This is a genomic window from Nitrospirillum amazonense (assembly GCF_007828045.1).
GTDB lineage: Bacteria > Pseudomonadota > Alphaproteobacteria > Azospirillales > Azospirillaceae > Nitrospirillum > Nitrospirillum amazonense_C.
This window is the reverse complement of the sequence record NZ_VITN01000001.1, coordinates 243,885-270,498: the sequence shown is the minus strand read 5'-3', so window position 1 is coordinate 270,498 and position 26,614 is coordinate 243,885. Positions and strand designations below refer to the sequence as shown.

Below are 26,614 nucleotides of genomic sequence, written 5' to 3'. Positions count from 1 at the left end.
GGATTCCGGCGCCCGGCCCCTGGTTTCCTAGTTCCCCAGCGTCTGCAACCAGTTGATCACCGCCGCCTCCAGCGCGATGCGGTGGTCGGACCAGCCATGGTCGGTCGCGGCGTGGGCGGTGCTGATCCGGGTGCCGCCGTGGGCGCGGATGCCGGCCACCAGGGCGTCGGTGTGGCTGGCCAGCCCGTCGTCCGACGTCAGGGCCAGCAGGGGCGTGCCGGTGAGGCGGGCGGTCAGCGGGGCGGTGGCGAAGGCATCGGCATGGCTTTCCATTTCCTTGGCCATGCTTTCCGGCGTGACGCCCGCCAGCGATTCCCGGTTGTCGGCGGCCAGCGCCACCAGCTTGTCATGAGGCAGGTGGGCGACGACGCCGATGTCGCCCATGGAAATCAGGATCAGGCCGGCCACCTTGCCGTCCTTGGCTGCGGCATGGGCCGCCGCCCAGGCCCCCATACTGTGCCCGGCGATGACCAGGCGCCCGGTGTCGATGCCCAGGTCCTGGGCGTGGGCCGGATCGCGCAGATAGGCCAGGGCCGCCGCCGCATCCTCCGGGTTGTTGGCGAAGCGGAAGCTGCCAGGGCTGCCCCAGGATCCGCGGTAGTTCATGGTCACCACGTTCCAGCCGGCGCGGCGCACCGCCTGGGCCAGATCCAGGTTCTTCTCGTTGCCGGGCAGGCCATGCAGCAACAGCAGGGTGGGGTGGGCCCCGGCGCCGGCCGCCAGGTAGGCGACGCCGTTGATCTCCACCGGATGGCCCGTGCGGCCGCCGGTGGGGATGTGCAGCACCGCCATGCGGGCGGGATGCTGGGAATCGGGGGCGGGATCGGTGCCGATGGCGGCCGGGATGGTCTGGGCCGCCAGGTTGATGTCGCCGGCTGGGGTCTTGGCGCTCGCGGTCCCCGCCGCAACGGACAGCGTGCAAAAGGCCACGGCCAGGGCGGCGGTGGCAAGCGGATGCCTACGCATGATTGTCGAAGTCCCCCAGGTTTTCCTTGCCCGCATCCTGGCGCATGACATTCGCTCAGGGAATCAGGAACTTCGCGCCGGTCCGGAGTTTGGGACAAAAAAGAAGCCGGGGCGACGCGCGCCCCGGCTTGGGGAGATAAGACCCTGGGAACGGGAGGGTTCTCACAGGGCCATCGGGTAACCCCTGCCGGACCATGAGCGGGCCTCTGCAGGACTTGCCAGATGCGATGTGCCGACGGGGCCGGCGAAACTCGGAGATGGGGGAACGGGAAGCGGTGGCCGTCGGGCCAACCCGCCGCACGCCCAAGGGGGCGATGCCGCGTCTTCGGGTGTTTCGTCCCCATCTTGGTCGATCGGCCCCCTAGGACCGTTCGCTTGGGATAAATAATATTTATATCCATTCGCGTCGTCAAGCGACTTTTGTTAGCGGTAACAAATTTTAATGGCGTTACATGACCGCGTCCCCGCCGCTACTCCCGTAGCGCGCCCGGCCCCGCTGATCGGCCATGTTCAGCAAAGACGCTGGTTTCCCGCCAAATAGGCGTATTCATGGGACCAACCGGACGTTTAAGGATGGGTAGCATCAAGGAACGGGTCATGACGCGGGTGCCGGTCGCGGGATTGATAATGCTGGGTGTCGCCGTGGTCCTCGGCACCTGGGCGGTGGAAAAAGGCGAGGAGCACCGGACGGTGGGCCAGACTTGGGTCCTGGATGCGGCACCCCGGTCGTTGCCCTTGAGCGGCCCGGCGCGCTGGGTCGATGCCGTGGCGGCTGTGGCGCAGGGCCATCGGGTGCAACTGGTCATCCATGACGTGCGCCGGCGTGCGCCGACGGGCACGCCGGTGATGGTCTTCGCCGGCACGCTGGAAGCCGCGCCGGTGGATGCGGCGGATGAGCCCCGCCGCCTGGGCCTTTACACCTATATGGCCAGCCAGCCGGCGGAGGATGACGGCGGCCACCGTGACGTGGTGCTGGACATCACCAGCCGCCTGCCCGCGCTGGCGACCGCGGCGGGGGAATCACCGCTGGCCGATACCGTGACCTTGATCTCCCGACGGCCACCCAAGCCCGGCTCCGACCCCAGCGTCGGGGGCGCCAGCCTGGTGATAGACTGAGGCCCGTGTGCGTCTTTTCCCCAGGGCCGGGGCATCACATCTGCGCATTCTTGCACAGCCGTTTCGCGTACTTGCCACCTATGTCGCCAGGCTCTCCGCCCGGATAATGGCGATCTGCGCGGGGCCATGCCATGTCCCCAGCAAAGCGCGCCTCCCGGGGCCCAGCCGGAACCGCGATACAGAATAAACAGGAGTGAACCCCCATGAGCACCACCGCCGCCTTCCTCGCCCCGCTGTTGGATCCCCATGCCCTGGCGGCCGAGCTGTCGGGTAAACACCTGATCGGCGGGCGCCTGGTGGCCTCGGCCTCCGGCAAGACCTTCGACGTCATAAACCCCGCGAAGGGTGAGGTCATGGGCCGCGCCGGCTATGGCGAGGCTGCCGACGTGGATGCCGCCGTGGCGGCGGCGGTAGAGGCCGGCGGGCCGTGGAAGGCCCTGCCGGCGCGCGAGCGCGGGCGGCTGGTGGCGGAATGCGGCCGCCTGCTGACCGCGCATACGGAGGAACTGGCCCGCCTGGTGGCGCTGGAGACGGGCAAGGCCCTGCGCACCGAAAGCCGGGTCGAGGCTGGCGTGCTGGCCGATGCCTTCACTTTCTTCGGCGGCTTGGGTGGTGAGCTGAAGGGCGAGACGGTGCCCTTCAATCCCCAGATGCTGACTCTGACGGTGCGTGAGCCCCTGGGCGTGGTGGGCGCCATCATCCCATGGAACGTGCCCATGATGCTGATGGCGCTGAAGATCGCGCCGGCGCTGGTGGCGGGCAACACCGTGGTGGTGAAGTCGGCGGAAGAGGCGCCCTTCGCCGTGTTGCGCGCCTGTCAGATCATGGCCCAGGTGTTGCCGACCGGTGTGCTGAACATCCTGTCCGGCTTCGGCCCCGAATGCGGCGCGCCGCTGGTGGCCCATCCCAAGGTGGCCAAGGTCACCTTCACCGGCTCCGTCGAGACCGGCCGCATCGTCAGCCGCACGGCAGCCGACAAGCTGATCCCTGTCACCCTTGAACTGGGCGGCAAAAGCCCCATGATCGTCATGGGCGACGCCGACCTGAACCAGGCGGTGGCCGGCGCCATCACCGGCATGCGCTTCACCCGCCAGGGGCAGAGCTGCACCGCCGCCAGCCGCATCTTCGTGCACGACAGCCTGCACGACGCCTTCGTCACGGCGCTGAAGGCCAAGGTGGACGCCATGGTCATGGGCGACCCGCTGGATGAGAAGACGGACATCGGCACCATCGTCTCGCCGCAGCAGTTCGACCGCGTCCAGGGCTACATCGCCGAGGGCAAGCGCACTCCCGGCGCCACCGCGCATGAATGCTCCGCCCTGCCCACGGACGCCGCTCTGGCCCAGGGCCTGTACGTCCGCCCCGTCATCTTCACCGGCATGACCAACGACAGCCGGCTGGCGCGGGAAGAGATTTTCGGGCCGGTCACCTGCGTCATCCGTTTCACGGACTATGAGGACGTGATCGCCCAGGCCAACGACAGCGAATTCGGCCTGGCCGCGACCATCTGGACCCGTGACCTGAAGACGGCGCTGGACGCCACCCAGCGCCTGCAGGCCGGCCTGGTGCAGGTGAACCAGAACCTGGTGGTGCAGCCCAACCTGTCCTACGGCGGGGTGAAGTCCTCCGGCCTGGGCAAGGAAGCGACGTTGGAGGCCATGCTGGAACACTTCACCCACAAGAAGACCATCATGTTGAACATGGCCTGACGCCGGGTCGCCTCAGAATAAGAACAGGGAGGATAGGGCCATGGACTTCGGTTTGACGGAGGAACAGCGGGCGTTCCGGGACATGGCGCGGGACTTCGCCGGCGAGCATCTGGCGCCCCACGCCGCCGAGTGGGATGAGAAGGAAATCTTCCCGCTTGATGCCCTGCGCGCCGCCGCGGCCCTGGGCATGGGCGGGCTATATTGCGGGGAGGAGCATGGTGGCTCCGGCCTCACCCGCCTGGACGCGGCATTGTTGTTCGAGGAGCTGTCGGCCGGCTGCGTCGCCACCTCGGCCTTCCTGTCCATCCATAACATGGCGGCATGGATGATCGATCGTTTCGGTAACGACACGATTAGGGCGCGGTACGTCCCCAGTCTCATGACCATGGACTGGGTGGCCGGCTATTGCCTGACCGAACCCGGCTCCGGCTCCGACGCGGCCGCCCTGCGCACCAAGGCGGTGCGCGACGGCGATCACTATGTGCTGAACGGGTCCAAAGCCTTCATCTCCGGCGCCGGTGTTTCGGACCTCTATGTCGTCATGGTGCGTACCGGCGGGCCGGGTCCGAAGGGCATCTCCGCCCTGGTGGTGGAAAAGGGCACGCCGGGCCTCAGCTTCGGCAAGAAGGAAAGGAAGATGGGCTGGAATTGCCAGCCCACCGCCCAGGTGATTTTCGAGGATTGCCGCGTGCCGGCGGAAAACCGGCTGGGGGAGGAAGGGGCGGGCTTCGGCATCGCCATGAAGGGCCTGGACGGCGGCCGCATCAACATCGCCTCCTGCTCCCTGGGTGGGGCGCGGGCCTGCCTGGACCTCGCCACCCGCTACATGGGCGAGCGCGAGGCTTTCGGCCGCAAGCTGGCGGATTTCCAGGCCCTGCAGTTCCGCCTGGCCGACATGGCGACGGAGCTGGAGGCCGCGCGCCTGATGGTGCACCGCGCGGCGGCGGCCCTGGACGCCGGCGATCCGGAGGCGAGCACTTGGTGCGCCATGGCCAAGCGCTTCGCCACCGACGTGGGCTTCCAGGTGTGCAACGAGGCGCTGCAGCTTCACGGCGGCTACGGCTACATCCGCGAATACCCGGTGGAACGCTATGTCCGCGACGTCCGGGTGCACCAGATCCTGGAAGGCACCAATGAGATCATGCGCCTGATCATCGCCCGCCGCCTGTTGGCGAGGGTCGAAGACTAATCATTACGGGAGAGGAACGATCATGAGCCGCATCGCGTTCATCGGCCTGGGCAACATGGGCCTGCCCATGGCCCGCAACCTGCTGAAGGCCGGACACACCGTCGTGGGCTTTGACCTCGCGCCCCAGTCGCTGGCCGCCCTGGCCGAGGCTGGCGGCGTCATCGCCGGCTCCGTCGGTGACGCGGCCTCGGGGGCCGAGGTGGTGGTGACCATGCTGCCCGCCGGCCGCCATGTGCGCGGCGTCTATGAGGACGTCGGCAACGTGTTCGACACCGCGGCCCCGGCCGCCCTGCTGATCGACAGTTCCACCATCGATGTCGACAGCGCCCGCGCCGTGGCCGCCGCCGCCGCCGCCCGTGGCTTCGCCATGGTGGATGCCCCCGTTTCCGGTGGCACCGGCGGGGCCGCCGCCGGCACCCTGACCTTCATGGTGGGCGGCAGTGACGAGGCGATGGAGCGGGCGCGGCCCTATCTGTCGCAGATGGGCAAGACGGTGGTGCACACCGGCGGCCCCGGCACCGGCCAGGCCGCCAAGATCTGCAACAATATGATCCTGGGCATTTCCATGATCGCCGTATCCGAGGCCTTTGCGCTTGCCGACAAGCTGGGCCTGGACTGGCAGAAGCTGTTCGACGTCAGCTCCACCTCCTCCGGCCAATGCTGGTCGCTGACGACCTACTGCCCCGTCCCTGGCCTCGTGCCCACGTCGCCCGCCAATCGCGACTACGCCCCGGGCTTCGCCGTCGACATGATGCTGAAGGACCTGAAGCTGGCCCAGGCCGCCGCCGCCTCCAGCGGCGCCGCCACGCCCTTGGGCGCCAACGCGGCGGCCTTGTACGCCTTGTTCGCCGCCGCCGGCAACGGGCACCTGGATTTCTCGGCTATCGTGAAGATGCTGGGCGGCCATTGGTAAGGACGCCAATTCCAATTGGGACGCGTGAAATCGGTGCGGAGAACCATCGCCCGCACCGATTTCATGTGACCCCGTTTTCCTAGTCTGTCGATTGGGGAGTGGCGCGACAGACTCGCTTCATGCGATACGAAGAGCTTGGGCTGATCCGCCTCGCGGGGCCAGCTAGAATATAATTTCGTTAGGATGTGGATGATCAGGTGATGGTCGAAGAAATCCTGAAGTTCCATGATAAAGAGTTCATTGATTCAGCGTATCAGAATATTCTCGGCCGTCTTCCCGATAGTCATGAAGTGGACGGATACCGCGACATGTTGCGCGGCGGCATCGACAAGCGAGTCGTCCTTTTGGCAATTTGGCGGTCTGAACCGGTTCGGCGGCCCTTGCCGCCAGAACTTGACCGCGCCTTGACGGCGCTGCAGACCGAAATGAAGCGAGAACGAGGGTTCCGCGGAAAGATGGAGCGTGGAGGACGCCTGGAACGTCAAATTCATCAATTCAATTGGAAGATCCATCAAATTGGCGAGAAGCAGGGCGAATTGGCGCTGCAGACTGATGTCGGCTTTGCCGAGATGCGCCAGACATTCGACGAGCTCTCGGGATGGCTCACGCGGCTGGGTAGCAGGGTCGATAATGTCGGGCAGCAGATCCATGAAAAGACCTACCCTAATTTTGTTCACCTCCAGCAAACCGCCGATGAACTTCAGCGATCTATTGAGGACAAGCTCGGTGCTTTAGAGGCCAGGATTGAAGCCACGGTCGACGAACTCTCGGAACAGCTCACGCGACTGGGTGCCAGGGTCGATAATGTTGGGCAGGAGATCCACGAAAAGACCTATCCCAATTTTGTTCACCCCCAGCATACCGCCGATGAACTTCAGCGATCTATTGAGGATAGGCTCGGTGCTCTCGAGGCAAGGGTCCAAGGCAGGGCCGGCCAATTGGAGCCCGTGGTCTGTCGTGGTGGGTCCACATCCATTGCCAGCATGGCCGACCTTCCCGGTGGCGCGCAGCGTCTTGTTCGGCGCGTGCGCAGCTTGATGGTTCGCTGACAGGAGTGACGGACAGTGCGTCTAGTCGTGGACTTGCAGGTGTGCCAAGGGGCCGGCCGGCATGGGGACGCTGCGCATGATGCGCGGGAACTGGTGATGGGCTTGGTGCGTAGCCAGGGTCAACACGAGATCATCGTCGTCCTAAATGCCCATTTCGTCGAAACTGTCGAGCCGTTGCGCGCCTGGCTAGATTCGACCCCGTCTTGCCGCGTCGCCGTCTGGAGCGCGCCGGCGTCGGGGCTCGCGGCTGAATTGTTGCGCGAGGCCTACATCGCTTCGCTGGAACCCGACTGGGTATTGTTGCCTTCGTTGCTTGACGATGATGTGCGCGACGCGGTGGCCAGCATCGGCCGGTTCTATGCCCAGCCGACGGCGGTGCTGCTGCGTGATTCGGGGTCTGAGAGCTTCCTGCCAGGGCTCGTCTCCCAGCGGTGGCAGCAGCGCCGACTAGATGATCTGCGTCGTGCCGACCTCGTCTTGGCGCAATCGCCCGCCGCAGCGTCGATGGCGATTGATTTCCTAGGTTTCGAAGACGAGCGGGTGTTTACCCTCGCTGGCCAAGATGAACTGGATGCCGGGGGCGATTGGGATCTGGTCGCCCTGCGGGTGTGGGCGGGACTCGAGCGATTTCATCAGCCGCGAATGCGGCAGCAGGTTCGCGGGGAACGACTCCGCCTCGCCTACGTGCTGCCTCAGCCTCCCAGTCAGGAGCTTCCCGGCCAAGATATGGACCTGATTCGGGAGTTGACCCGCTGGTATGAGGTCGATGTTATCGTCAAGGCGCCACAGGTACTGAACGGCGACGACATCCGCGTGCATGGTGGCCTACGCTCAATCGGTGAGTTCCGCCACTCAGCGGCCGGGTATCACCGGGTCCTCTATAGTGTGGCGGATACCGAGGGCTGCGCTCCGATATTGGATTTGCTGCGCGAGTTCCCAGGCGCCATTGTGCTGCGGGATTTTTTCCTGGCGGGCGTCCAGGAACGGGACGAAGCCATCCGGCGGCGGCCCCATGCTTGGACCCGGGCGCTGGCCTTGGCGCATGGCTATCCTGCGGTGGCCGAACGTCACCGCCCAGGGATGATGGGAGCGGTCGCCGCGTATCCCGCCAACCTTCCCGTCTTGCAGGACGCCCTGGGTGTTATTGTTCAGGACCATCGCAGTCTGGCTCTGGCAGATCACTGGTATGGCACCTGGACCAGCCGGGATTGGGAGCTAATCGCGCCCGTGCGGTGGCAGGAACGGTCCGTCGGGCGTTCCACGGCGCGCGCGGCGCTGGGGCTGGACCCGGACGCCCTGGTTGTCAGCGCGTTTGCCGGGGCGGGCGACGACGGCGAGTTGGCTCTGCGTCTGCTGGCTGCCTGGCAGGTCTCGCCGTTGTCGAGGCAAGAGGGGGCCTGCCTCGTCTTCGTCGGGGCGCAAACCGACGAATGCGCCGGCCGCCTGCGGCGGGCGGTGCTGCAGGCATCCTGCCGCGCCCACGTTATGATGACCGGCCGCATCACCTCGGGCGAGCACCGAAATTGGCTGGTGGCCACCGACATCGCCGTCCAGCTGCAGTCGTACGGGTCGGCGAAGGGCAACGAGGCGATATTGGATTGTCTCAGCGCCGGGGTGGCGACGGTGGTGAACGCGGTGGACGGCTTGATCGCGTTGGATGACCAGGTCACCCTTCAACTGCCGGCCGATGTCAGCCAGGAGCAGTTGGCCGGGGCCTTGGTGGATCTGTCCATCGGCGGAGCGCGGCGGCGGATCCTGGTGGAGGCGGCATGGCGTTTCATCCAAAACCGGCATCATCCGCGCCGTGGTGCCCAACGATACGCGGAGGCTTTGGAGCGGTTCTACGCCCGTACGCATCACAAGGTGCCGCATCATCTGGCGGCCCTGGACCTGGAAGGGGATTTGGCAGCCGTGGCGGTAGCCTATAACCGCAACCACCCTCCCGCGCCACGCCCCCGCCAGTTGCTGTTCGATGTGTCGGAAATGGTACAGCGTGATGCCCGCACGGGGATTCAGCGCGTTGTTCGCGCCATTCTGTCCGAATGGCTGCGCTCTCCACCGGAAGGCTATGTGGTCGAGCCCGTTTATGCCACCACCGACAGGCAGGGTTTCCGCTATGCCCGCCGCTACACCACGGGTTATCTGGGCATTCCAGGCGATTGGGCGGATGACGAATCGGTTGAGGCCTGGGAAGGCGACGTTTTCGTCGCCGTGGATCTGCAGCCGGTGCTTCTTCCCGCCCAGGCCCTTACCTTGCGGGATTGGCGCAACCGTGGCGTCCGCACGGCTGCCGTCGTCTATGACTTGTTGCCGCTATTGTTGGCGGATCACTTTCCACCCTCCACCTACGGCACTTTCTTGGACTGGCTGAAGACAGTGGTGCAGCTTGATGTCCTGGTGGGTGGATCGAAAGCAGTGGCGGACGATATTCTGGATTGGCTGCAGACGATGAATCCCGTCCGCAGCCGCCCGCTATCCGTCGGCTGGTATCATAACGGGGCCGATATCGACCAATCCGAACCATCGGGCGGCCTGCCGAACGACGCTGACGCCGTTCTCGGGCAACTGCATTCCCGCCCGTCGTTTCTGATGGTCGGTACGATTGAACCGCGCAAAGGCCACGCTCAGGTCCTGGCCGGCTTTGAACAGCTATGGCGGGATGGAACCGATGCCAACTTGGTGATCGTCGGCAAGGAAGGCTGGATGGTTCATGAGTTGATGGCGGCATTGCGCGGTCATCCCCAGTTGCGGCAGCGCCTATTCCTGCTGGAGGGGGCGAGCGACGAGTATCTGGAAGCGATTTACGGTGCGTGCGCCTGCTTGATCGCCGCCAGTGAAGGCGAAGGTTTCGGTCTGCCCCTGATCGAGGCAGCGCATCATCACCTGGCCATTCTGGCCCGCGACATTCCGGTTTTCCGCGAGGTGGCGGGGGGGCACGCCAGTTATTTCCCTGATGAAACCGACGCCACAGTCCTGGCCTTGGCGCTTCGGGATTGGCTGGAGTCATACAACGCGGGCCAGCACACCCGGTCTGAAGGGCTGAGATACCTGACTTGGCGGGAGGGCGCCCGGCAACTCTGGGACGCCATTCACAATGGGGGCCATGAAGGGGGGCGGAACGTCCACTGGTCTACGCGGTCTCAGGATGACTATGTTTTCTGGGGTAGTGATCGCCGGCTGAACACGACGTGCGGAACGCGTCGCCAGCGCGACATTTCGACGACCGGCAACCGCGGCTTTCTGTTCTTCGGCCCCTATCAGAAGTTGCGGATGGGTACCTATCGGCTGACGGTCACCGGCTGGATTGGGCAAATGACCGGCGACGAGTATCTGGACGTCTGCGGTGCGGCCGGCACCCGCACCCTGTTTCGCCAGGACTTAGTCGCGGAGGCATCCGCCGGGACCTTGGAGCTGGGCGGCCTTGTCGTGGTCGACGAGGAGGTCGACGATTTTGAAATTCGATTCTTCGTCACTGAAGACACACGCTGCTCCGTGGCGGCAATCCGGGTCGAACGGCTGCCGGATGTCACGCGGGTCGAGGCTGCTGTCAGTGGCAGGACGAATTCCCTTCAATTGATGGCACCAGCCTGCGACAAATAATTCTATACGAGTTTAATTTGGGATAAGTGGCGATGGCGAGAGTCCAGATCGATAATAACCAGAATATTTACTCGATTACATATAAATAATTTACTCGATTACATATAAATAATGGCGCGTCTGGAGGGGCGCTCTTTTTGCATGGCAAAATCTCCCCTTCACTCTTTGTGCTGCGGTTTGATATGGTGAATGATGACGGTCGACAATGACATTTGAATCAAATCAGGCCTTGACAAGGGCATCTTTTTTGTCGCTCGGATTGCTTCTGGCGTGCCGGCGAGTCAATCTCAGGAGGGGTAGTTGGGGAAAGTTGCTTTAATTACCGGGGTCACGGGGCAAGACGGGGCTTATCTGGCCGAATTGCTTCTGGCCAAGGGCTATGATGTTCACGGCACCAAGCGTCGAGCATCATCATTCAACGTCGGTCGAGTGGATCACCTTTTCAAAGAAGAAAATGGCGCCACCCCGGCGTTTCAACTTCACCATGCCGACCTGACGGACTCCACCAGCCTCATCCGTCTTGTCCAGGATATCCAGCCGGATGAAATCTACAACTTGGCTGCGCAGAGCCATGTCCAGGTCAGCTTCGAAACCCCGGAGTACACGGCGAACGCTGACGGCACGGGTACCCTGCGCCTGCTTGAAGCCATCCGCCTGCTGAAGCTGGAGGGTAAGACGCGCTTCTACCAGGCGTCCACGTCCGAGTTGTATGGCATGGTGCGGGAGACGCCGCAAACTGAGCTGACGCCCTTCTATCCGCGCAGCCCCTATGCCGTGGCCAAGCTGTATGGCTACTGGATCACCGTCAACTACCGTGAGGCATACGGCATTCATGCGTCGAACGGGATCCTGTTCAACCATGAGAGCCCGATCCGTGGCGAGACCTTCGTTACCCGCAAGATCACGCGGGCGGTGGCTGCAATCGAACACGGCCGGCTGAATAAGCTTTCGCTGGGCAACCTGGACGCCCGTCGCGACTGGGGGCACGCTCGCGACTATGTCGAGGGTATGTGGCGTATGCTGCAGCAACCGGCGGGTGATGACTATGTCCTGGCCACCGGTGAGACGCATCCTGTTCGTGAATTCGTGACGCTTGCCTTCAGTCACATCGGCCGCACCATCGAATGGGTGGGCAGCGGTACGGAGGAAAAGGGCCTGGACGCCCGTGATGGCACGCTTCTGGTCGACATCGATCCGCGTTACTTCCGCCCGACGGAAGTGGATCTGTTGTTGGGCAATCCCGCGAAAGCGGCTGAGAAGCTGGGTTGGAAGGCGACGACGCCGTTTGAGGACCTGGTCCGTGAAATGGTGCTGTCGGATGTCGAATTGCTGAAGACCGAGCCCGTCCGCTACAGTTATCGGGACTGATCGCCCGGTGATCCCCGATCCGGGGGCGTTGGTTTGGTGCCAGGGCCCCCGGTTGCGTTTATATCCCCACGAGATTCAGCATGCAGCAGAAGACGGCTTTGATACTTGGTGTAAGTGGGCAAGATGGCGCCTATCTCGCGAAGCATCTTTTGTCCAAGGGCTACAAGGTTCATGGCTCTTCTAGGCGTGATAAGTATCAGCGGATCACCAACCTGGACAGGTTGGGCATCCATGACGACGTACAGATCCACTCCATCCAAACGGATGACTTTTACAGCCTTTTCCGGACGCTAAGAATTCTGCGGCCAGACGAAATTTACAATCTGTCTGGGCAAACTTCGGTGGGGCTTTCCTTTGAGGTCCCTATCGAGACTTTCGCCAGTATCGCCAACGGTACGCTGAACATTCTCGAGTGCTTGCGGATGCTGGACATCCCAACCAAGCTATTCAACGCGGGATCCAGCGAGTGCTTCGGCAACACGCCGTTGCCCGCTGCTGAGGAGACGCCGTTCCAGCCGCGCAGCCCTTATGCTTCCGCCAAGGCGGCCGCGTTTTGGATGACGGCGAACTATCGCGAATCCTATGGCCTGCCCGTCTGCACGGGCATCCTCTTCAATCATGAATCCCCCTTGCGTCCGTCACAGTTCGTGACCCGGAAGATCATCTCCGCCGCGGCGCGCATCTCCCGGGGGTCCGGTGAACGGTTGAGGCTGGGTCGGTTGTCCATCTACCGGGATTGGGGGTGGGCGCCGGAATACGTGGATGCGATGTGGCGGATGCTGCAAGGCGATGCGATGGATGATTTTGTCATCGCCACAGGGCAGTCGCAGTCACTGGAGGATTTCGTGGCCGTTTCGTTTGAAACGGTCGGCCTGAACTGGAGGGACCATGTCGATGTCGACGCCAGCCTGTTCCGTCCGTCAGAGATAGATCATAGTGTAGGCAATCCTCTTAAGGCCCAACGCCTTTTGGGATGGAAAGCGGAAAAAGGCATCTCGGCCGTCATCGCCGAACTCATGTCCACCGAGCTTGAGACGGCGGCCTGCTAATGCGGACAAAACATAGAGCTTGCCGCGGTTCCGATTGAGTGCAGCGGCTCTAATCATCAATCAGATCGGCCAGCACCTGAAACTGATCCGAGGATTGATGAAGGCAGAGCAGGTTGATGAAACCGCGATTTTCCACGAGGATTCGTTCCCCAAGCCAATAGGCCATGTCGTCCTGCCGTAGGCGGGTCAGGCGCGGTTCCGTTTCCAGCAGCTTGAAGGTAGCGTAGCCAAGGTCGTCCAACTGGCGCCACAGGGCGCCGGCGTCATCCCCACTGCCATGCAGGCCGTATGGCCAAAACTCCAGGATCATGTTGGGACGCCAGCCTTCGCCGAGAAGCCGGCGGGCACCCCGCAGTACCCGTGCCTCGGACCCTTGCGTGTCGGACTTCAGCAGCGTTGGCAGGTGCTTGCACCCCAGAAGCAGGTCGTCAAGGGCGCGGACTTCAATGGTTACCGATTGACGGCTTTCTCGGCTGGCGAAAAGGTTGTGGTCGCCGCGATTGACGGGCGACAGGAACAGTGTCGAGGCTTGCCGCTTGTCGCCAATGGCAAAGTTGAAAAGGCGCACCTTCGCCTTTGATGGGGGTGACGCAGCGTTCCGGCGCAGTAGGGCGTAATTGGCCGGATCCGGTTCAAAGGCATGTACACGGCCCGCAGGGCCTATGAGGCGCGCGGCTATGGCGGTGTACCAGCCGATGTTGGCGCCAATGTCGAGAATGAATTCGCCGGGTCGGCAAAGCCGGCTGAAGATCTCCGTTTCGAAGGACTCCCAAATTCCGTCCTTCTCCAACTCCGGCGATATGTATTTGTCATTGCTCGTGTGAATGTGAAAATCAAAGAAGCCGGCTCTGGGGGTGCCCACCTTTACGACCTTGGTGTCGACAGGCGCTGCCGAAAATAACTTTGGGATTTTTCTAAGCGTATTCAGAAGCAAAAGCCTCTCCGTGGCATGGCTCTTAAAGGAGGTCCGGAACTGCGCAGCCCGGAGTCATCCCGCCCAAGGCGATGGATTACTGCCGCAGCGACTCGCAATTGCGGCACAAAGGATTTTCCACCCGATTCGATTGGAATTCAAGCCGAAGAGCCCGCATGGCGGGGCCATTCCAAATAGCCGACAGTGGCTCGATCAAGACGTTGCCCAGTACATAGCGTTTGTCAAAATCGAAACAGCAGGGCACGACATCGCCGTCCCAGGTGATAGTGACGCTTTGCATCGGCACACGACAGGTCACGGGATGCTGCTCCGGCATCCGGTCCCACTGCTTCAAGGCCGTGACTTCCGGTGTATTGCCATCAAAGCTGGTGAAGGGTTTGTCGAGAAACTGGTCTATGCGGTCAATACTGGACCAGTAGGCGCGCATCTTCTCGATACTCTCGATATTGGCGTCGAAGTGTATCATTGACAGTAGGATGCGGGTGGATGGGCTGAGGACCTTCTTCATCTCCAGGAAGGCGAGCAGCCGCTCCACCGATTTCCCGTAGGCATCCTTCACACCACGGATCCGCGCGAAACTGTCGTCATCATGGCCATCCAGCGACAAGTAGAGCTTGGCCGGCCTGGCCAGAAGCAGCCGCTCGGCGATTTTCGGCGCCAGCATCAGCGGGTTGACCGATAATCCGGGGGATACGCCCCGGCCCGCGGCATAGGCCATCAACCGGTCGAACTCCGGATGCACCAGGCTTTCGCCAAAGTGATGCAGCCAAACGCCATGATTGCGCGCGTAATCAGGATTGGCGTCGACCAGTTGGTCAATAACGTGTTGGAAAACCTCGAAAGACATATAGCCCTGGTCACGTTTCATGTTGTGCGTGCGCGGGCACATCACGCAGCGAAAAGGGCAATGGTTGGTCAGTTCGATGTTGAAAATCGCGAACGGCGTTTCCAACCGACCATCAATCATGGAAGCCTCCAAGCGGTACCGGCAATGGGGGGCGACGGTGCCGGGTCAGTCACAAGCGCTGACAGCCTCCCGCATATGAGGCCTCCACGCCGGCGTGGGATAGGGATTGCCGAGGCCATAGAGCAGATTGCCCATGTCCATGGCATAGTCTTCCCAGTCAGACATGTTGCGGGCCGCCAATTCGCTTTGCAGGCGGGCCAGCAGGATGTCGTCCGTCGCCAGGCGCTCCATGGCGTCCGACAGCGCATCGATGTCGAAGACGTCGGTGGTCAGGCAGCCGCCCGGCTGCGCTAGTTCCGCCATCACTTCCCGTTGGAAACAGATGACCGGCTTGCCCAGCCACAGACTTTCCATGATGGGTAGGCCAAACCCTTCGAAAACGGAAGGATAGACGGTGAAGCGCGATGCCGCATATTCGGCGAGCAGTTCCTGGTCGCTCAGAACGCCGCGCCATTCGATGGCGATACCTTCGCGTTCGGCGGCAGAAATCTGTTCTGCCAACTCATCGGCGCCGACATAGCGGTTGCCGACCAAGGTAAGACGCAGAGACAGATCCGGGCGACGCCGGACTAGGCGGCCGAACGCCTCTACCAGGCGCCGGTGGTTCTTGCGGGGTTCGATCGTGGACACGCACAAGATGCGAATTTCCGGACCGACGGGCACCGGCGTCGGCCTGTGTCGCGGAACATTGGAAAACTGCGCCGGTAGCCAGACGACCTGCGTGTTCAACGGCAGTTCAGCCTTCTGTGCATTCACGTACCGGCGCAGATCCGTCAGGCTCATTTCGGAAACGGTGATGATCTGATCCATGTGCAGGACGGGCGGCAGGTAGCTGGCGAAGCCATCGACCACCTCTTGGGTGCAGTATTGCTTGTGATAGTGGGCGATCAGGTCATGGAGAATGGTCGAGACGAACATATTCCGGTCACGAGCCCAGCGAACCCGGCTACCCAGGGTGCCATCCAGGCAGATCTCGGGCATGAACATGATGGGCGCCAGCGGCAGGCGGGGATCGGGCGCATATAATAGACGATCAACCTGGATGTGGGCGGTCGTTGGATCGTAGAACATGCCATGATAATCCTGCGGCCCGGCGTAGTTGGCCAAGTGGCTGCCTTCCGGATTGATCAGGCTGTAGCTGTACCTTTCATTGTCCCAGCGCACGCACACCACATCCAAACCCGGATGGCGTTGCAGGCGTTTGGTCAACTGGCGGGAAACACGGATGACGCCGGAATTGGCAGGGTCGCGGCAACTGTTGGACAGATCCACCAGAACCAGCCGACGGCCGGTTAGCGTCGGGGGGGGGGAGGCCGTGTACCGGGCCAGGGTTACTGTTTCCTGCCACCAGTTCTCCAAGGTTGCGCTCCATGGCAGGCGTCTGACGTACCGTGCCAGTGCCTGCAGAGGGCGCGACGGCACCTTGTCCGTGTCGGCTCCCAGAAGCAACTTCGCTTTGAGGGCCATCTGGTCCACATTGGCGCAGAGGAACCAGGGGTCGGCGACCACTTCGGAATGGGCGCCGGCCACAAAGGCTAGCACCGGTTTGCCAATATTCTGCATTTCGGCCAGTGGCAGATTGAACCCCTCCCACAGTGACGTGGTAAGGCCAAGATCCGCCTCCCGCATAATGGCCAGCAGACCGCTATCGCTGGGATTGCCGATGGGCAGCACCACGCCGGCCAAGTCCGGTGGGACCGTGAATTCCGATGCCCGTCCCAATACAATCAGCCTGGCATCGATGCCGGCAGCACGTACGTTGCGCAGCGTTGTGAAACTAGTGAAGGAGTTTTTGTACCCCTCTCCTTCGAAACGACCCAGATTGATGATCAGCTTGCCGCCCGTCGCCTTGATGTCACGCAAGGGGGCCAGCAGCGCATCGTGGGTGCCGGTAGGTTCCGCAGGGGCCGTGGCGAGATGATCCGTGCCGATTAGAACCGTCCTCACCCCCTGGGTGTGCCCCCGGTCCCGTTCCGTCTGGGATAAACGGATAAAATCGCTGATGGGTAGCACGCTGCTGATGAAGGGCTGCGTCAGGGCGCGGATGCGCCGCAATTCCTGCTGCACATTGGTGGCGTTTTCGGACAAGCCGTCGTGGGGAACGGCACCTACGTCCGGATAGCAGCTGGGAACACCCAGGGCCGGCGACTTTGACGCCAAATCGAAAAATGGCCAACCGCCGACCATCACAACGTCTGGCCGCTGCTTCAGCCAGGACGTCAGCATGTGATGTGTCGTTTGCCGCTCGGTCGCCTGCATGTCCAGGCCCTCGGGCACGATGACCTTCTCCACCTTGAAGCCCAGGGAATCGACCAGCGTCTGATCGTACCGTAACGCCGCCAGGCTGACCTCCGCCCCTTGGGTCCGGAAATAGTGGGCCGCCTGGAGCAGCACGCGGTCCAGGCCGAAGCGGGACAGGAAGCGTTCGTTGCAGATTTGTACGCGGATGGATTTTTTCATTTGAGTGTCGCTGCCTCAAGGCGGAAGTCACGCCGGTCCCGCAGCATGGTGTAGGCGCGTAGGATGGACTTGGACAATGCGACCTCCGGCTTCATCTGGTCACTGGGCGGTGTGGACAGCAACTGCTGGAGGATGGCTGCGAAACCTTCAGGTTGCTGATAGTGATGAAGTCCAGCTGCCCAGTTGAAGCGGGTGGCCAGATCCGGATCGCTTCGGGTTATGACGGGCAGGCCATAACGCGCCGCCCGCTCGAAGGCAGGCAGCAGATCGCTCTCCCGCGTCCAGTGCCAATAGGCAACGGCCCCGCTCCAGGTCTGCGCATCCGCCCAATCCTGCCAGATAAGGCGAATAGGGGTATCGGGCAGCAAGTCGTGCAGGGTATTCACTAATGTTTTGCTGCCAAGGTCGGGTTCTCCGCCGCCGCAGATGATTATAGGTAAAGGGGCGGGAGCGGGGGCCGGCGGATCGGTCAACAGGGCTTCCAGGCGATTCATCGTATGGCGTTCGGACAACCGGTCCCGTTGAGCGAGATTGGCGGCGCTGAGGATGGGGATCAGGCTGGGACCATTCTCGATCAGATGAATCATGGCTGCAGCTATGGCGGCAGGGTCCGCCCGCTCGACCAGGATACCCGTTTCCCCGTCGCGGATGAGTTCGGGGTTGCCGCCAAGATTGGTCGCAATAGGGACGGCGCCTGAGGCGATGCTCTCCAGCAGAATGACGGGCTCGTTCTCCGGCCAGACGGACGGGAGGACCACGGCCTGCGACCGGGATAGGGTACGGATCAACTCGGCGCGTGGTAACTTGCCCAGGAAGCGGACGGCGTCGCCGAATTTGCTCGCGGCCAGGCGAGTCCGTACCATCGGCGCCAAATGCCCCGCGCCCGCCAGGGATAGAGTCCAACGGCCGCGTAAATCCTCACGGCGCCATAGCAGTTCCGCGGCCTCCAGCAACTGAGGGATGCCTTTGTGCTCTCCCATGTAGGCCGCGCATAGGAAGTTGATCGGGCCCTCGCCGCTGCGGAGCACTGGCGGGATGGCGTGCAGGTCGATGCCGTTGGAGACGGCGTTGATCCGGTCACGCGCCACCCCGGCCTCGTCATAGGACCGGGCGGTGAAACGGCTGGGGCTGATCAGGGTGTCCGCCCGCTCCAGGCACCAGGCGACGTAATCGCGCCGCACCCGTATGGGTAGGCGACCGCCGCTGGGTATCCGGATTCCGGGGTGGCAAGCCCAGCATTCCTGCGGAGTGTCGCAGACACTACCATCTTCCCGCAGGCGGGTGCCGCGATAACAATGTCCCCAATTGTCGTGCAGGGTGGTGATGACGCGAAGGCCCATGGAGCGCGCCAGGGGAATGATGCCGGCCCCCAGGCCGATCACGTTGTGGCAGAATACCCATTTAATGTCGTAAGCGGAAACCAGAGCGCGGAAATAGGCTTCGGCCAGTGGCCAGTTGAAGTTTGAGTCCGGATCAAGGGACTGGATCTCCAGCCGGTAGACCGGAATGCCATCCTGCTCGTCGGTCACGAGCGTACCCCCGGGTGCCGCGCCTGAGGTCAATTGGCCGGCGAAGGCGAAAACCTCCCACCCCCGTTCCTTGAGCGCCAGCGCCTGTCGGTGGGCTACGACTTCGGCGCCGCCGACCGTTGCCGGCGGATAGAAGTTGCTTACAAAGACAATTCTTCGACGTGCATCGTCGATGCTTTGGGGGTGACTTCCAGCCTGCGCTGCTAAATCCATCATAAATATTCCTTGATCCTACGAGACGAATCTCTCCAAGGGGCGCTGTCGGCCTTTTATCCAGTCAGTTATGTTACGGCCAATATTGATGGTCGGTATTTCAACGAACCGATACAGCCATGCTGCGGGCGCAAGGGTTATCAAGGTGGCGAGCAGGCCGACCAACAGGCCGAATTCGACATAATGTTCCTTGTATGTCGGCAGGAAATAATAAAGAGTGCGCTCCACTATTTCCAGTGACAGAGGGTTTAAAAGATAGAAGCTGAAGGATATTTCCCCAAAATATTGGGAAAGCCGGTTGGACAGGAAGGCGACGAGTTTGTCGTCGTCAGCCGTGGAATAGGAAATTTTGCAAATCAGCAGGAAAACCAGGAAGCCCTGGCAGATCACCACGGTGACATGCTGGTACGGGAAGAACATCACCCACGACAGGAACAAGGCCAGAATGAATATGGCCGGGACACGCCTAAGCCCCTGGCCCAACTTTGCGCCCATGTCGGTGCTGACCAGCCCGCCCAAGGCGAACAGGAATGCATGCTCGCTCATATAGGGAACGGGGGCCAGCAGCGCGGTCCCGGGCAGGGCCAGAAGAAGGGTCACGGCCAGGAAAACGCCGCCGCTGCCGAACGCGCGGTGCAGGAAATGGGTTCCCAGCAAAACCGGGATCGCCAGCAACTCCGCCGTCAGCGTCCATGACGCTCCATACATTGTTACCTGGGTCAATGAAGCATTGATCAACAACTGCTTAAAGGTAAAATAAACAGACCAGACGCTGGGCATCAGGTGGGTCCCGGCGATGAAGACGCCGGCGTAGATGGCCAAGGCCACCCAGAGGGGGGGATAAAGCCGTATCAGCCGTTTCACGGAGAACGCCAAGGCGGTGACCGCCGGCTTATTTTCCGTGCGTTGCAGCGAGTCGAAAAGCACCTTGCCGCTTAAGACAAAGAATATGACGACCGCGGCGTTGCCGTTGAAAAGCATGAGGGACAGCTTCGACAGCACGGCATAGAGCCCGTCCTCGCTCTGCAAGGGGCGCATCATGCTATCATGGGCCGCAGGGCTTAATTGCAGGATGCCATGATACATGGACACGGTTATGGCTGCCCATCCCCTCAGACCGTCCAGGGCAACGAACCTACGCGTCATCTCTATTCATCCCCCAGTGATCCGTGCATAGATAGCACTTAGCTGATCCGCGACCCGATCGTAATTGAAATTATTCCGCACGAAGGTGGCGCGCCGCAGGCGGCTGTCCGGTGAATCATTTTCAAGAGCCTGGCGAAGAGCCGATTGCATGGAATCAACATCCCAAGGATCGCAATAATAGCCATGGTCGCCAAAATACTCACGTTCGGACGACTGGCTGCTGAGCACCAGGGGAATGCCCAGGGCGCCGGCGTCCAGCGCCGAGAGTGGGGCGCCTTCCGCCCAACTGGGCAGCACAAAGGCGGCGGCGTTGGCAATGATAGTTCGCAGCAGGCGGTCATCGTTGATATGGCCGGTCAGGTGCGTCCAAGGTGTCATGAAGCGCTGAACCAGCTTGCCGTAGGGACTGGGGCCGCCACCGCCGGCAAGCACCAACGGCCGGTCGAGATCGCGGCAAGCATGCAGCAGCAGCAATTGGTTTTTGCGCGGCTCGATGTTGCCTAGGCACAGGATGTATCCGCCTTCGGCGATGACCGGCGGCAAACGGTTGGTGGGCTCCGCCGTTAACAGCTGGTCACTGGCGGCGTTGCGCACAATGGAATGCGCCGGCAGATCAAATCCGTAGGTTCGCAGCAGATTGAACTCAAAGTCACTGGTGGTGACCAGATGATCGGTCAGATCCAGCATGCGCTGCACCTGTTCGGCATAGCCTGGCAGGGCGTGGCTGATGGTCTGTCGGCGATTGGCCATCGCTTCACGGTGCCGATCGCCCAAGCCCGCCAACGCCTGTTCCACTTGGCCGAAGGTGCGAGCCTCTTCAAACGCAGCGGTAGCCTGGTTTTGGACACCGTCCATGGCCAGGTCGATGAAAATGGATGAGAACACGGTCGGCAGATGCCGGCGCCGGGCGCTTTCCAGCAATTGGGTGGCGCTTTGCGGTTCCCACACGTTGAAAAGATGCACCAGGTCGGCGCTGGCGGGGCTGGGCAGGTCGCCATGGTGGACAATGGCGGTGTGACCCATTCGGTTCAGGGCCGCCGCGGTTTCAACCGCCCGGCGGGATGGGCCGCCCGTACGGCCTTCCCCTTCCGGCTTGTGCAGGACCAGACCGGCGCGCAGCACGTCGGACCGCGGCGCCTTGGTGATGTCGGGTACGGCGTCGGCGCCGGTCAGCAGATATTGGAACTGCGTGTGGTGTTGGTGGGCCCAGGCATTCCAGCTGTATCGCTGCACCACGCGGCTTCTGGCACTCCTCTCCTCCGCCAACTGGACCAGGATGCGGCGCACGGCCACGGCGTCGCCGGTAGGATAGGAGATGTGCGGCAGTTCGCTGACAAAGCCGACTTCCGGAGCGATCAGCGGCTTGCCGCACGACAACGCCTCCAGTGCCGTCATCGGGCCCCCCTCATACAGCGAGGGGACCAGCAGATAGTCGATGGCGTGGAAGAAGGCGTGGCGCTCATGCTCCGGATACATGACGCAGGGGCCAGGCCAGCCGTCACCCGAGAAGTGCCATTCGATACCCGGCAAGTCCATCAGCTGGGCGACCAGAGCCTCACCCTTACGGCCGCTGCCATACGTGCGGCCGGCCACGCCGATACGCAAAGGCGCCAGCGGAAATTCGTGGGGATCCACGCCCGGCGTGATGCGCACGCTGCGGCGGGCGTTCGTTTGCACGGCAGTGCGGTAAAAGTCTGACATGTAAATGGCCAGGTCCACCTCCTGGCAGGCGCGGATGAAGCGCTCCCGCATGGCGGGATCCTGTTCCATGTGGGTGAACAGCGCCATGTTAATCCCGGGGGCGGCCTCGCGCCGCGCGGAATACGGCAGGAAGTATTGTATGGGCGCTGATCCGGGCGTCACGCCCACGGTAACATATGGCAGCCTTTGCTCGATCTCGCCCGCCAGACGCTCCAGGATCCAGCCACGGTCGGCGATCACGATATTGACCAGGGGGCGCGTATTCTTTTCAGTGAGGCCATCCAAGGCGACGCGTGACTGCGCCCGCGCCCGGCACTCCTCGCCTTTGGCGATATTCAAAATAATGCCGGCCCGGGTCATCAGGGACGTGTCCAACTGCCCCTGGTAAAAGGCCCGTCCGTCTTCATCGATATCGCGACCCAGCAGGAACATATAGAGATCCGCCAGAAAATTCGCATCCGGATGGAGAAGATCCCGCCAATGATAGAAGACGTGTGCTGTGATCGCGCCTTCCGCGCTATCCGCCAATATCGCGATGGCGGCCAAGCGGCTGACCGTCCCCTCGTCTAGCTGGCGTAAAAGCTCAACCACGGCCATGTCTTCGGCGGAGCGTAAGAAAAGCTGTTCATGCAGGTGATTAAGATATTGCCGATTGTCTAGCGCCTTGCCAAACGCGAGTAGTTCAGACGCACTCAGGTATTTGGGCATTTGGACCACAGATTTGTTATTAATCGGTATACGTACGCCTGCCGGTCAGTCATCAAAAACGGTCTGGCATGGGGCAGCTTCCCCATCTAATAGCATGTTATCATTAACGGGGAATGGGAATAAAACACCCGGCAGGGTGGAGTGTGTGGTCCGCCATTAGAGTGATCTACTTGCGCACCCATACAAAAGGCTTATGCCTTTAGGCCTTTTGCATGAGTGCGAGGCAGTTATTCCCGATGCAGTGCGACCTCATTGCGCGCGGTATGAGCGCGGACAAACTGCCAGAGGTCATTTACGTCTTCAGACAGGGAACGGCGGATCTGCAACAGCTGTTCGCTCAGCGCGTCGGTCTGGGAGCCCACGGAGTGGATGCGGGCCGACAGGGTGCTGTTGAGCCCTTGCACATCGACACCCGGTTGGGCGTTCACATGCGTCTGCAGCGCGTGGACACTTTGGTCCAGTCGAGCTTCCAAGCTTTCCAGGCGCGTCGCCAGGGCAGATATATCCTCCAGGGCGGTGTCCAGCCGGGCGGATTCGGGCGCGACATTGATGACAGGCAAGGGGAGGGGAGGCGGTACGATGGCTGGCTGCAGGGCAGGGGCACCGCCAATATGTTCCAATCTCTGCAGCACGGTCTCCGTCGCGTTGGCCAAATCCCGCAATGCCTGGCCGTGTGCCTGCAGCACCTGCTCACGCTCCTGTAAGGTTTCCTGATGCTGTTGCAAACCAGTAGCGAGTTGGTCCACCCGCTGCGCTAGGGACGTGGCCTCCGTTCCCGACCGCTTCACAGCGGCGATGGCGCCGACAAAGCTGGGGACGTACACACGCCACTGAGCCTGAAGCTCATTAAGGGCGCCGGACAGGGCATGCAGCCTGTGATTTAAGTCGTGCTCGATATGATTGAAGCGATTTTCCAGGGCAGTGATGTGGTTGACCAAATGCTGGCCGTTGAGTGGCTGCTGCTGATTTAAGTTGTGCTCGATATGATTGAAGCGATTTTCCAGGGCAATGATGCGGTTGACCAAATGCTCGCCGTTGAATGGCTGCTGCGCCTGCACAAGGGCCAACTGCTGTTCCAGCTGATGCAGGCGCTCCCGCGTGGGAGCCAGACGGACCTCAATGCGGTAACTGACGCGCCGCCAAACCGGCATAAGTAAGGCTTTAAGGGATCTTTTGGCGATGGCGGAAATCATTATAAACCCTGTGTAAAATATCAGGAAAAGAACGGAGAGTACAAGTGGGGAAAGCCATCATGCTGCCAGCTGGCAATATATGGCATGCCAATGACATTAGAGAGAATGGCGACTTGACTACGAGATTGCATCTTCGCACCTCATCGCCTGCATGCCCCACCCGCGATGTTGCGTAATTTTTCGTGCCCTAGATACCCTACCGTGACATTTTTGTCCTAACGCTGTCAAGGTAACTGCGTCCAATAACCTTAGCCCGGTGCAGCGGGGCACGGCTTGCCCGTGCCCGCCGCGCTAGCTGCCGCCGGTTCCCAAATAGCCGAACGAAACGGCCGCATGCTGCACTTGCTGCGTCAGTTCCGGGAATTGAGGTGACCAGCCTAGCTCACGTCGTGCCACGGTCGCGTCGGCTACCAGGATCGCGGGGTCGCCGGGCCGGCGCTCAGCCAGGCGGATGGGAACGTCGCGCGCCGTCACGGCGGCCACCGCGGCGATGACTTCGCGCACAGAATAGCCGCGTCCCGTCCCCAGATTAGCGGTCAAGGACGCGCCATCGGCCAAAAGCCGTTTCAGGGCAAGGACATGAGCGCTTGCCAGATCTGTGACATGGACGTAGTCGCGGACGCAGGTGCCGTCTGGCGTGGGGTAATCCGTGCCGAACACGGCGATGTCGGCGCGCTGGCCATAGGCGGCCTGAAGCGCCAATGGAATGAGGTGGGTCTCCGGCTGATGATTTTCCCGCAATTCTCCATCCGGATCGGCGCCGCAGGCATTGAAATAGCGTAGGACCACATGGCGCATGCCGTGGGCCGCGTCCAAGTCGGCCAGGATGCTCTCCGTCATCAGCTTGCCGCGGCCATACGGGTTGACCGGAGCAAGGGGATGATGCTCCGGGATGGGGGTGAATTGGGGGTTCCCGTATACCGCAGCGGTCGAGGAAAAGATGATCTTGTCCAGCCCGTGTGCCTGCATCACCTGCAACAGCGCCAGGGAGCCACCGATGTTGTTGCGGTAGAAGCGCGCCGGTTCCCGAACGGACTGGCCCGCTTCGATGAAGGCTGCGAAATGAATGACGGCGATGGGACGGTGCGCCCGCATCACCGCGGCCACCCGCGCTTCATCTTCCAGGCGGCCCTGTTCGAAAGGCCCCCATTTAACAGCGTCACGCACGCCGTTGGACAGATCATCATAGGTGACGGGAAGAAAGCCTGCCGCAGCCAACGACTTGCATGTATGGCTTCCAACGAAGCCAGCCCCGCCGGTGACCAGGATCTTGTTCATTAAATTCATTATCTCCACGTGCGCTGAACCATGGGCAAGGGTCGAGATGGCTACCCTTGACCGGTCCGAAAAAGCCAACCCGCTGGTGGCCAGATGGTCGTTGGGGTCATGAAGAACTGTTGATGCGGGTGAAGGGGAATATTCAAGGGATGGTCAATCCCGTATTTACTGCGCAGAAGGGGTGGCCGAATTTATCTGCTGTCGCGACAGGGCAAAGGGTTAGGGTGTCAGCGCCATTGTGTGCGTCAACTGCGACAGCATTGTCAAATGTTGAACCGACGTGCAAACGCATGGCAATGGGCAGGCCAGTGCCGAACGCCCAGGCGTTGACATTATTAGCAAATCTCGCCACTTCTCGACAGCTTGCCTCTTTCGCCGTCCAGCACCGGGTCGTACAGGGCACCTAGCATCCGGATTGAACAAGGAATGCCGAATCTTGATGTCACTTGGCCTGGTGGAAACGATGTCCACGGAAGGTGAATACGATGCCCGCATTGTCGCGGATCCGGATGAGGCGGAGGCGTGGTCGGCTAAGGCGAAGTTGCGCCTGTCGCAAGGCGACCATCAGGCGGGAGTGGAGTTTGCGATAGCGGCGACATCCCGCGCCGGGGCGGTGCCGGAAGCCGGCCGTCTGCTGGTTGAGGCGGCGGCCCGGGCGGGCGATGCGCATCTGCTGGGCCTGGCCGCCAAGCGTCATCTGCAGCTTTTCCCTGATGAGCGCGGGACCACGGTCTTCAAACGGCGGGTTCCGCCACGCCTGCTCGTTCCCACCCCCCAGGATGCCGAAGAGTTGGATGCGTTCAACCAGGTCCTGGCTACCATTCGTGACCGGCGCCCGCGGCGATATGGCCAGTTGCTGCAATGCCTGTTGGCGTTGCGGCCGCGGTCCATTCTGGAAATCGGGGTGTTCGATGGCCGGAACGCTGCGGATATGATCCGGGCCGGGGGACGCACGCCCGCCCGGACCGGGGCTCTGCGTTACGTCGGATTTGATCTGTTCGAGGAAATGACGCCGGAGGTTCATGAGAAGGAATTCTCAAAATATCCGCTGTCTCGTGCTGAAATCGGCGGTGCGCTGTCGGCTTTTAATCAAAACCATCTGCTTATACAGGGATACACCCAGGACACGCTGAAGGCATTCCGGCAATCGCCGGATGCTGGGCCCATCGACTTCGTCTTCATTGATGGCGGCCATAGTGAAGAGACTATTCAGTCAGATTGGGACAATGTCGCGCCCCTCATGTCCGAAAAGACGGTCGTGATTTTCGATGACTGTTATTTGAACAAGGTCAAGGAGCTTGATGGTCTGGGCTGCAACAGCCTGGTTGAGCGTCTGGCGCGTGACCCGCGTTATGTGGTCGAGATGCTGCCGGTGCGCGATTCCTTCGACAAGGATTTTGGCGTGCTGACAGTGGCCCTCGTAAAGGTGCGGCTGCGGCCCCGCGGCGGTGCTCTGCGCCGTTTATTGCGGATAAATCCATGGCGCCGGCCCGCGACTGGCCGGTCGTGATCGAAAAGGGGGCAAT

General features: G+C 61.9%; 18 protein-coding genes. 9 read left to right on the top strand and 9 right to left on the bottom strand.

Annotated elements, in window-relative coordinates:
* Window positions 1–27: 27 nt before the first annotated feature.
* Entirely contained in the window at window positions 28–966 is a 939-nt protein-coding gene (locus FBZ89_RS01035) for an alpha/beta hydrolase family protein (protein ID WP_145748180.1), read from the bottom strand.
* A gap of 573 nt (window positions 967–1,539) precedes the next feature.
* Here FBZ89_RS01035 and FBZ89_RS01030 point away from each other — a divergent pair.
* From FBZ89_RS01030 to FBZ89_RS00995, 8 genes are all read left to right on the top strand, one after another.
* Window positions 1,540–2,082 (top strand): hypothetical protein, encoded by a 543-nt coding sequence (locus FBZ89_RS01030; protein WP_145748179.1) that lies wholly within the window; start codon window positions 1,540–1,542, stop codon window positions 2,080–2,082.
* Window positions 2,083–2,285: 203 nt separating this feature from the next.
* On the top strand, window positions 2,286–3,791 hold the full coding sequence (locus FBZ89_RS01025; protein WP_145748178.1) for an aldehyde dehydrogenase family protein: 1,506 nt from the start codon (window positions 2,286–2,288) through the stop codon (window positions 3,789–3,791).
* A 40-nt stretch (window positions 3,792–3,831) separates the two neighbouring features.
* Entirely contained in the window at window positions 3,832–4,980 is a 1,149-nt protein-coding gene (locus FBZ89_RS01020) for an isobutyryl-CoA dehydrogenase (protein WP_145748177.1), read from the top strand.
* Window positions 4,981–5,002: 22 nt separating this feature from the next.
* On the top strand, window positions 5,003–5,893 hold the full coding sequence (gene mmsB / locus FBZ89_RS01015; RefSeq protein ID WP_145748176.1) for a 3-hydroxyisobutyrate dehydrogenase: 891 nt from the start codon (window positions 5,003–5,005) through the stop codon (window positions 5,891–5,893).
* A 200-nt stretch (window positions 5,894–6,093) separates the two neighbouring features.
* Window positions 6,094–6,942: a DUF4214 domain-containing protein gene (locus tag FBZ89_RS01010; RefSeq protein ID WP_145748175.1), complete on the top strand. Its 849-nt coding sequence runs from the start codon at window positions 6,094–6,096 to the stop codon at window positions 6,940–6,942.
* 96 nt (window positions 6,943–7,038) lie between these two features.
* A complete protein-coding gene (locus FBZ89_RS01005; protein WP_145748174.1) occupies window positions 7,039–10,542 on the top strand; it encodes a glycosyltransferase in 3,504 nt (1,167 codons plus the stop codon).
* 300 nt (window positions 10,543–10,842) lie between these two features.
* Window positions 10,843–11,910, top strand: a complete 1,068-nt coding sequence (gene gmd, locus FBZ89_RS01000; RefSeq protein ID WP_145748173.1) for a GDP-mannose 4,6-dehydratase — start codon at window positions 10,843–10,845, stop codon at window positions 11,908–11,910.
* An 80-nt stretch (window positions 11,911–11,990) separates the two neighbouring features.
* Window positions 11,991–12,959: a GDP-mannose 4,6-dehydratase gene (locus FBZ89_RS00995; RefSeq protein WP_145748172.1), complete on the top strand. Its 969-nt coding sequence runs from the start codon at window positions 11,991–11,993 to the stop codon at window positions 12,957–12,959.
* 49 nt (window positions 12,960–13,008) lie between these two features.
* Here the strand turns inward: FBZ89_RS00995 and FBZ89_RS00990 are convergent, their stop codons facing one another.
* The 8 genes from FBZ89_RS00990 to galE all read right to left on the bottom strand — a co-directional run bounded on the left by FBZ89_RS00990 (window position 13,009) and on the right by galE (window position 25,088).
* Complete coding sequence (locus tag FBZ89_RS00990) at window positions 13,009–13,893, bottom strand: FkbM family methyltransferase (RefSeq protein ID WP_145748171.1); 885 nt, start codon at window positions 13,891–13,893, stop codon at window positions 13,009–13,011.
* Between the two features lie 76 nt (window positions 13,894–13,969).
* Window positions 13,970–14,860: a radical SAM/SPASM domain-containing protein gene (locus tag FBZ89_RS00985; protein ID WP_145748170.1), complete on the bottom strand. Its 891-nt coding sequence runs from the start codon at window positions 14,858–14,860 to the stop codon at window positions 13,970–13,972.
* A gap of 45 nt (window positions 14,861–14,905) precedes the next feature.
* On the bottom strand, window positions 14,906–17,320 hold the full coding sequence (locus tag FBZ89_RS31355) for a glycosyltransferase (protein WP_145748169.1): 2,415 nt from the start codon (window positions 17,318–17,320) through the stop codon (window positions 14,906–14,908).
* On the bottom strand, window positions 17,317–19,065 hold the full coding sequence (locus FBZ89_RS00975) for a glycosyltransferase (protein ID WP_145748168.1): 1,749 nt from the start codon (window positions 19,063–19,065) through the stop codon (window positions 17,317–17,319). Before FBZ89_RS00975 ends, FBZ89_RS31355 begins: the two co-directional genes overlap by 4 nt.
* Before the next feature lie 15 nt (window positions 19,066–19,080).
* Window positions 19,081–20,208 (bottom strand): acyltransferase family protein, encoded by a 1,128-nt coding sequence (locus FBZ89_RS00970; protein WP_145748167.1) that lies wholly within the window; start codon window positions 20,206–20,208, stop codon window positions 19,081–19,083.
* A gap of 6 nt (window positions 20,209–20,214) precedes the next feature.
* Window positions 20,215–22,617 (bottom strand): glycosyltransferase, encoded by a 2,403-nt coding sequence (locus tag FBZ89_RS00965; RefSeq protein ID WP_145748166.1) that lies wholly within the window; start codon window positions 22,615–22,617, stop codon window positions 20,215–20,217.
* Window positions 22,618–22,844: 227 nt separating this feature from the next.
* Complete coding sequence (locus FBZ89_RS00960) at window positions 22,845–23,810, bottom strand: interleukin-6 family cytokine (protein WP_145748165.1); 966 nt, start codon at window positions 23,808–23,810, stop codon at window positions 22,845–22,847.
* 291 nt (window positions 23,811–24,101) lie between these two features.
* Window positions 24,102–25,088, bottom strand: coding sequence for a UDP-glucose 4-epimerase GalE (gene galE / locus FBZ89_RS00955; RefSeq protein WP_145748164.1), 987 nt, complete (start codon window positions 25,086–25,088; stop codon window positions 24,102–24,104).
* Window positions 25,089–25,527: 439 nt separating this feature from the next.
* Between galE and FBZ89_RS00950 the strand changes: the two genes are divergently transcribed.
* The gene (locus FBZ89_RS00950) at window positions 25,528–26,598 is read left to right on the top strand and encodes a class I SAM-dependent methyltransferase (RefSeq protein ID WP_145748163.1); all 1,071 of its coding nucleotides are present in this window, start codon (window positions 25,528–25,530) and stop codon (window positions 26,596–26,598) included.
* The last annotated feature ends 16 nt before the right edge of the window (window positions 26,599–26,614 follow it).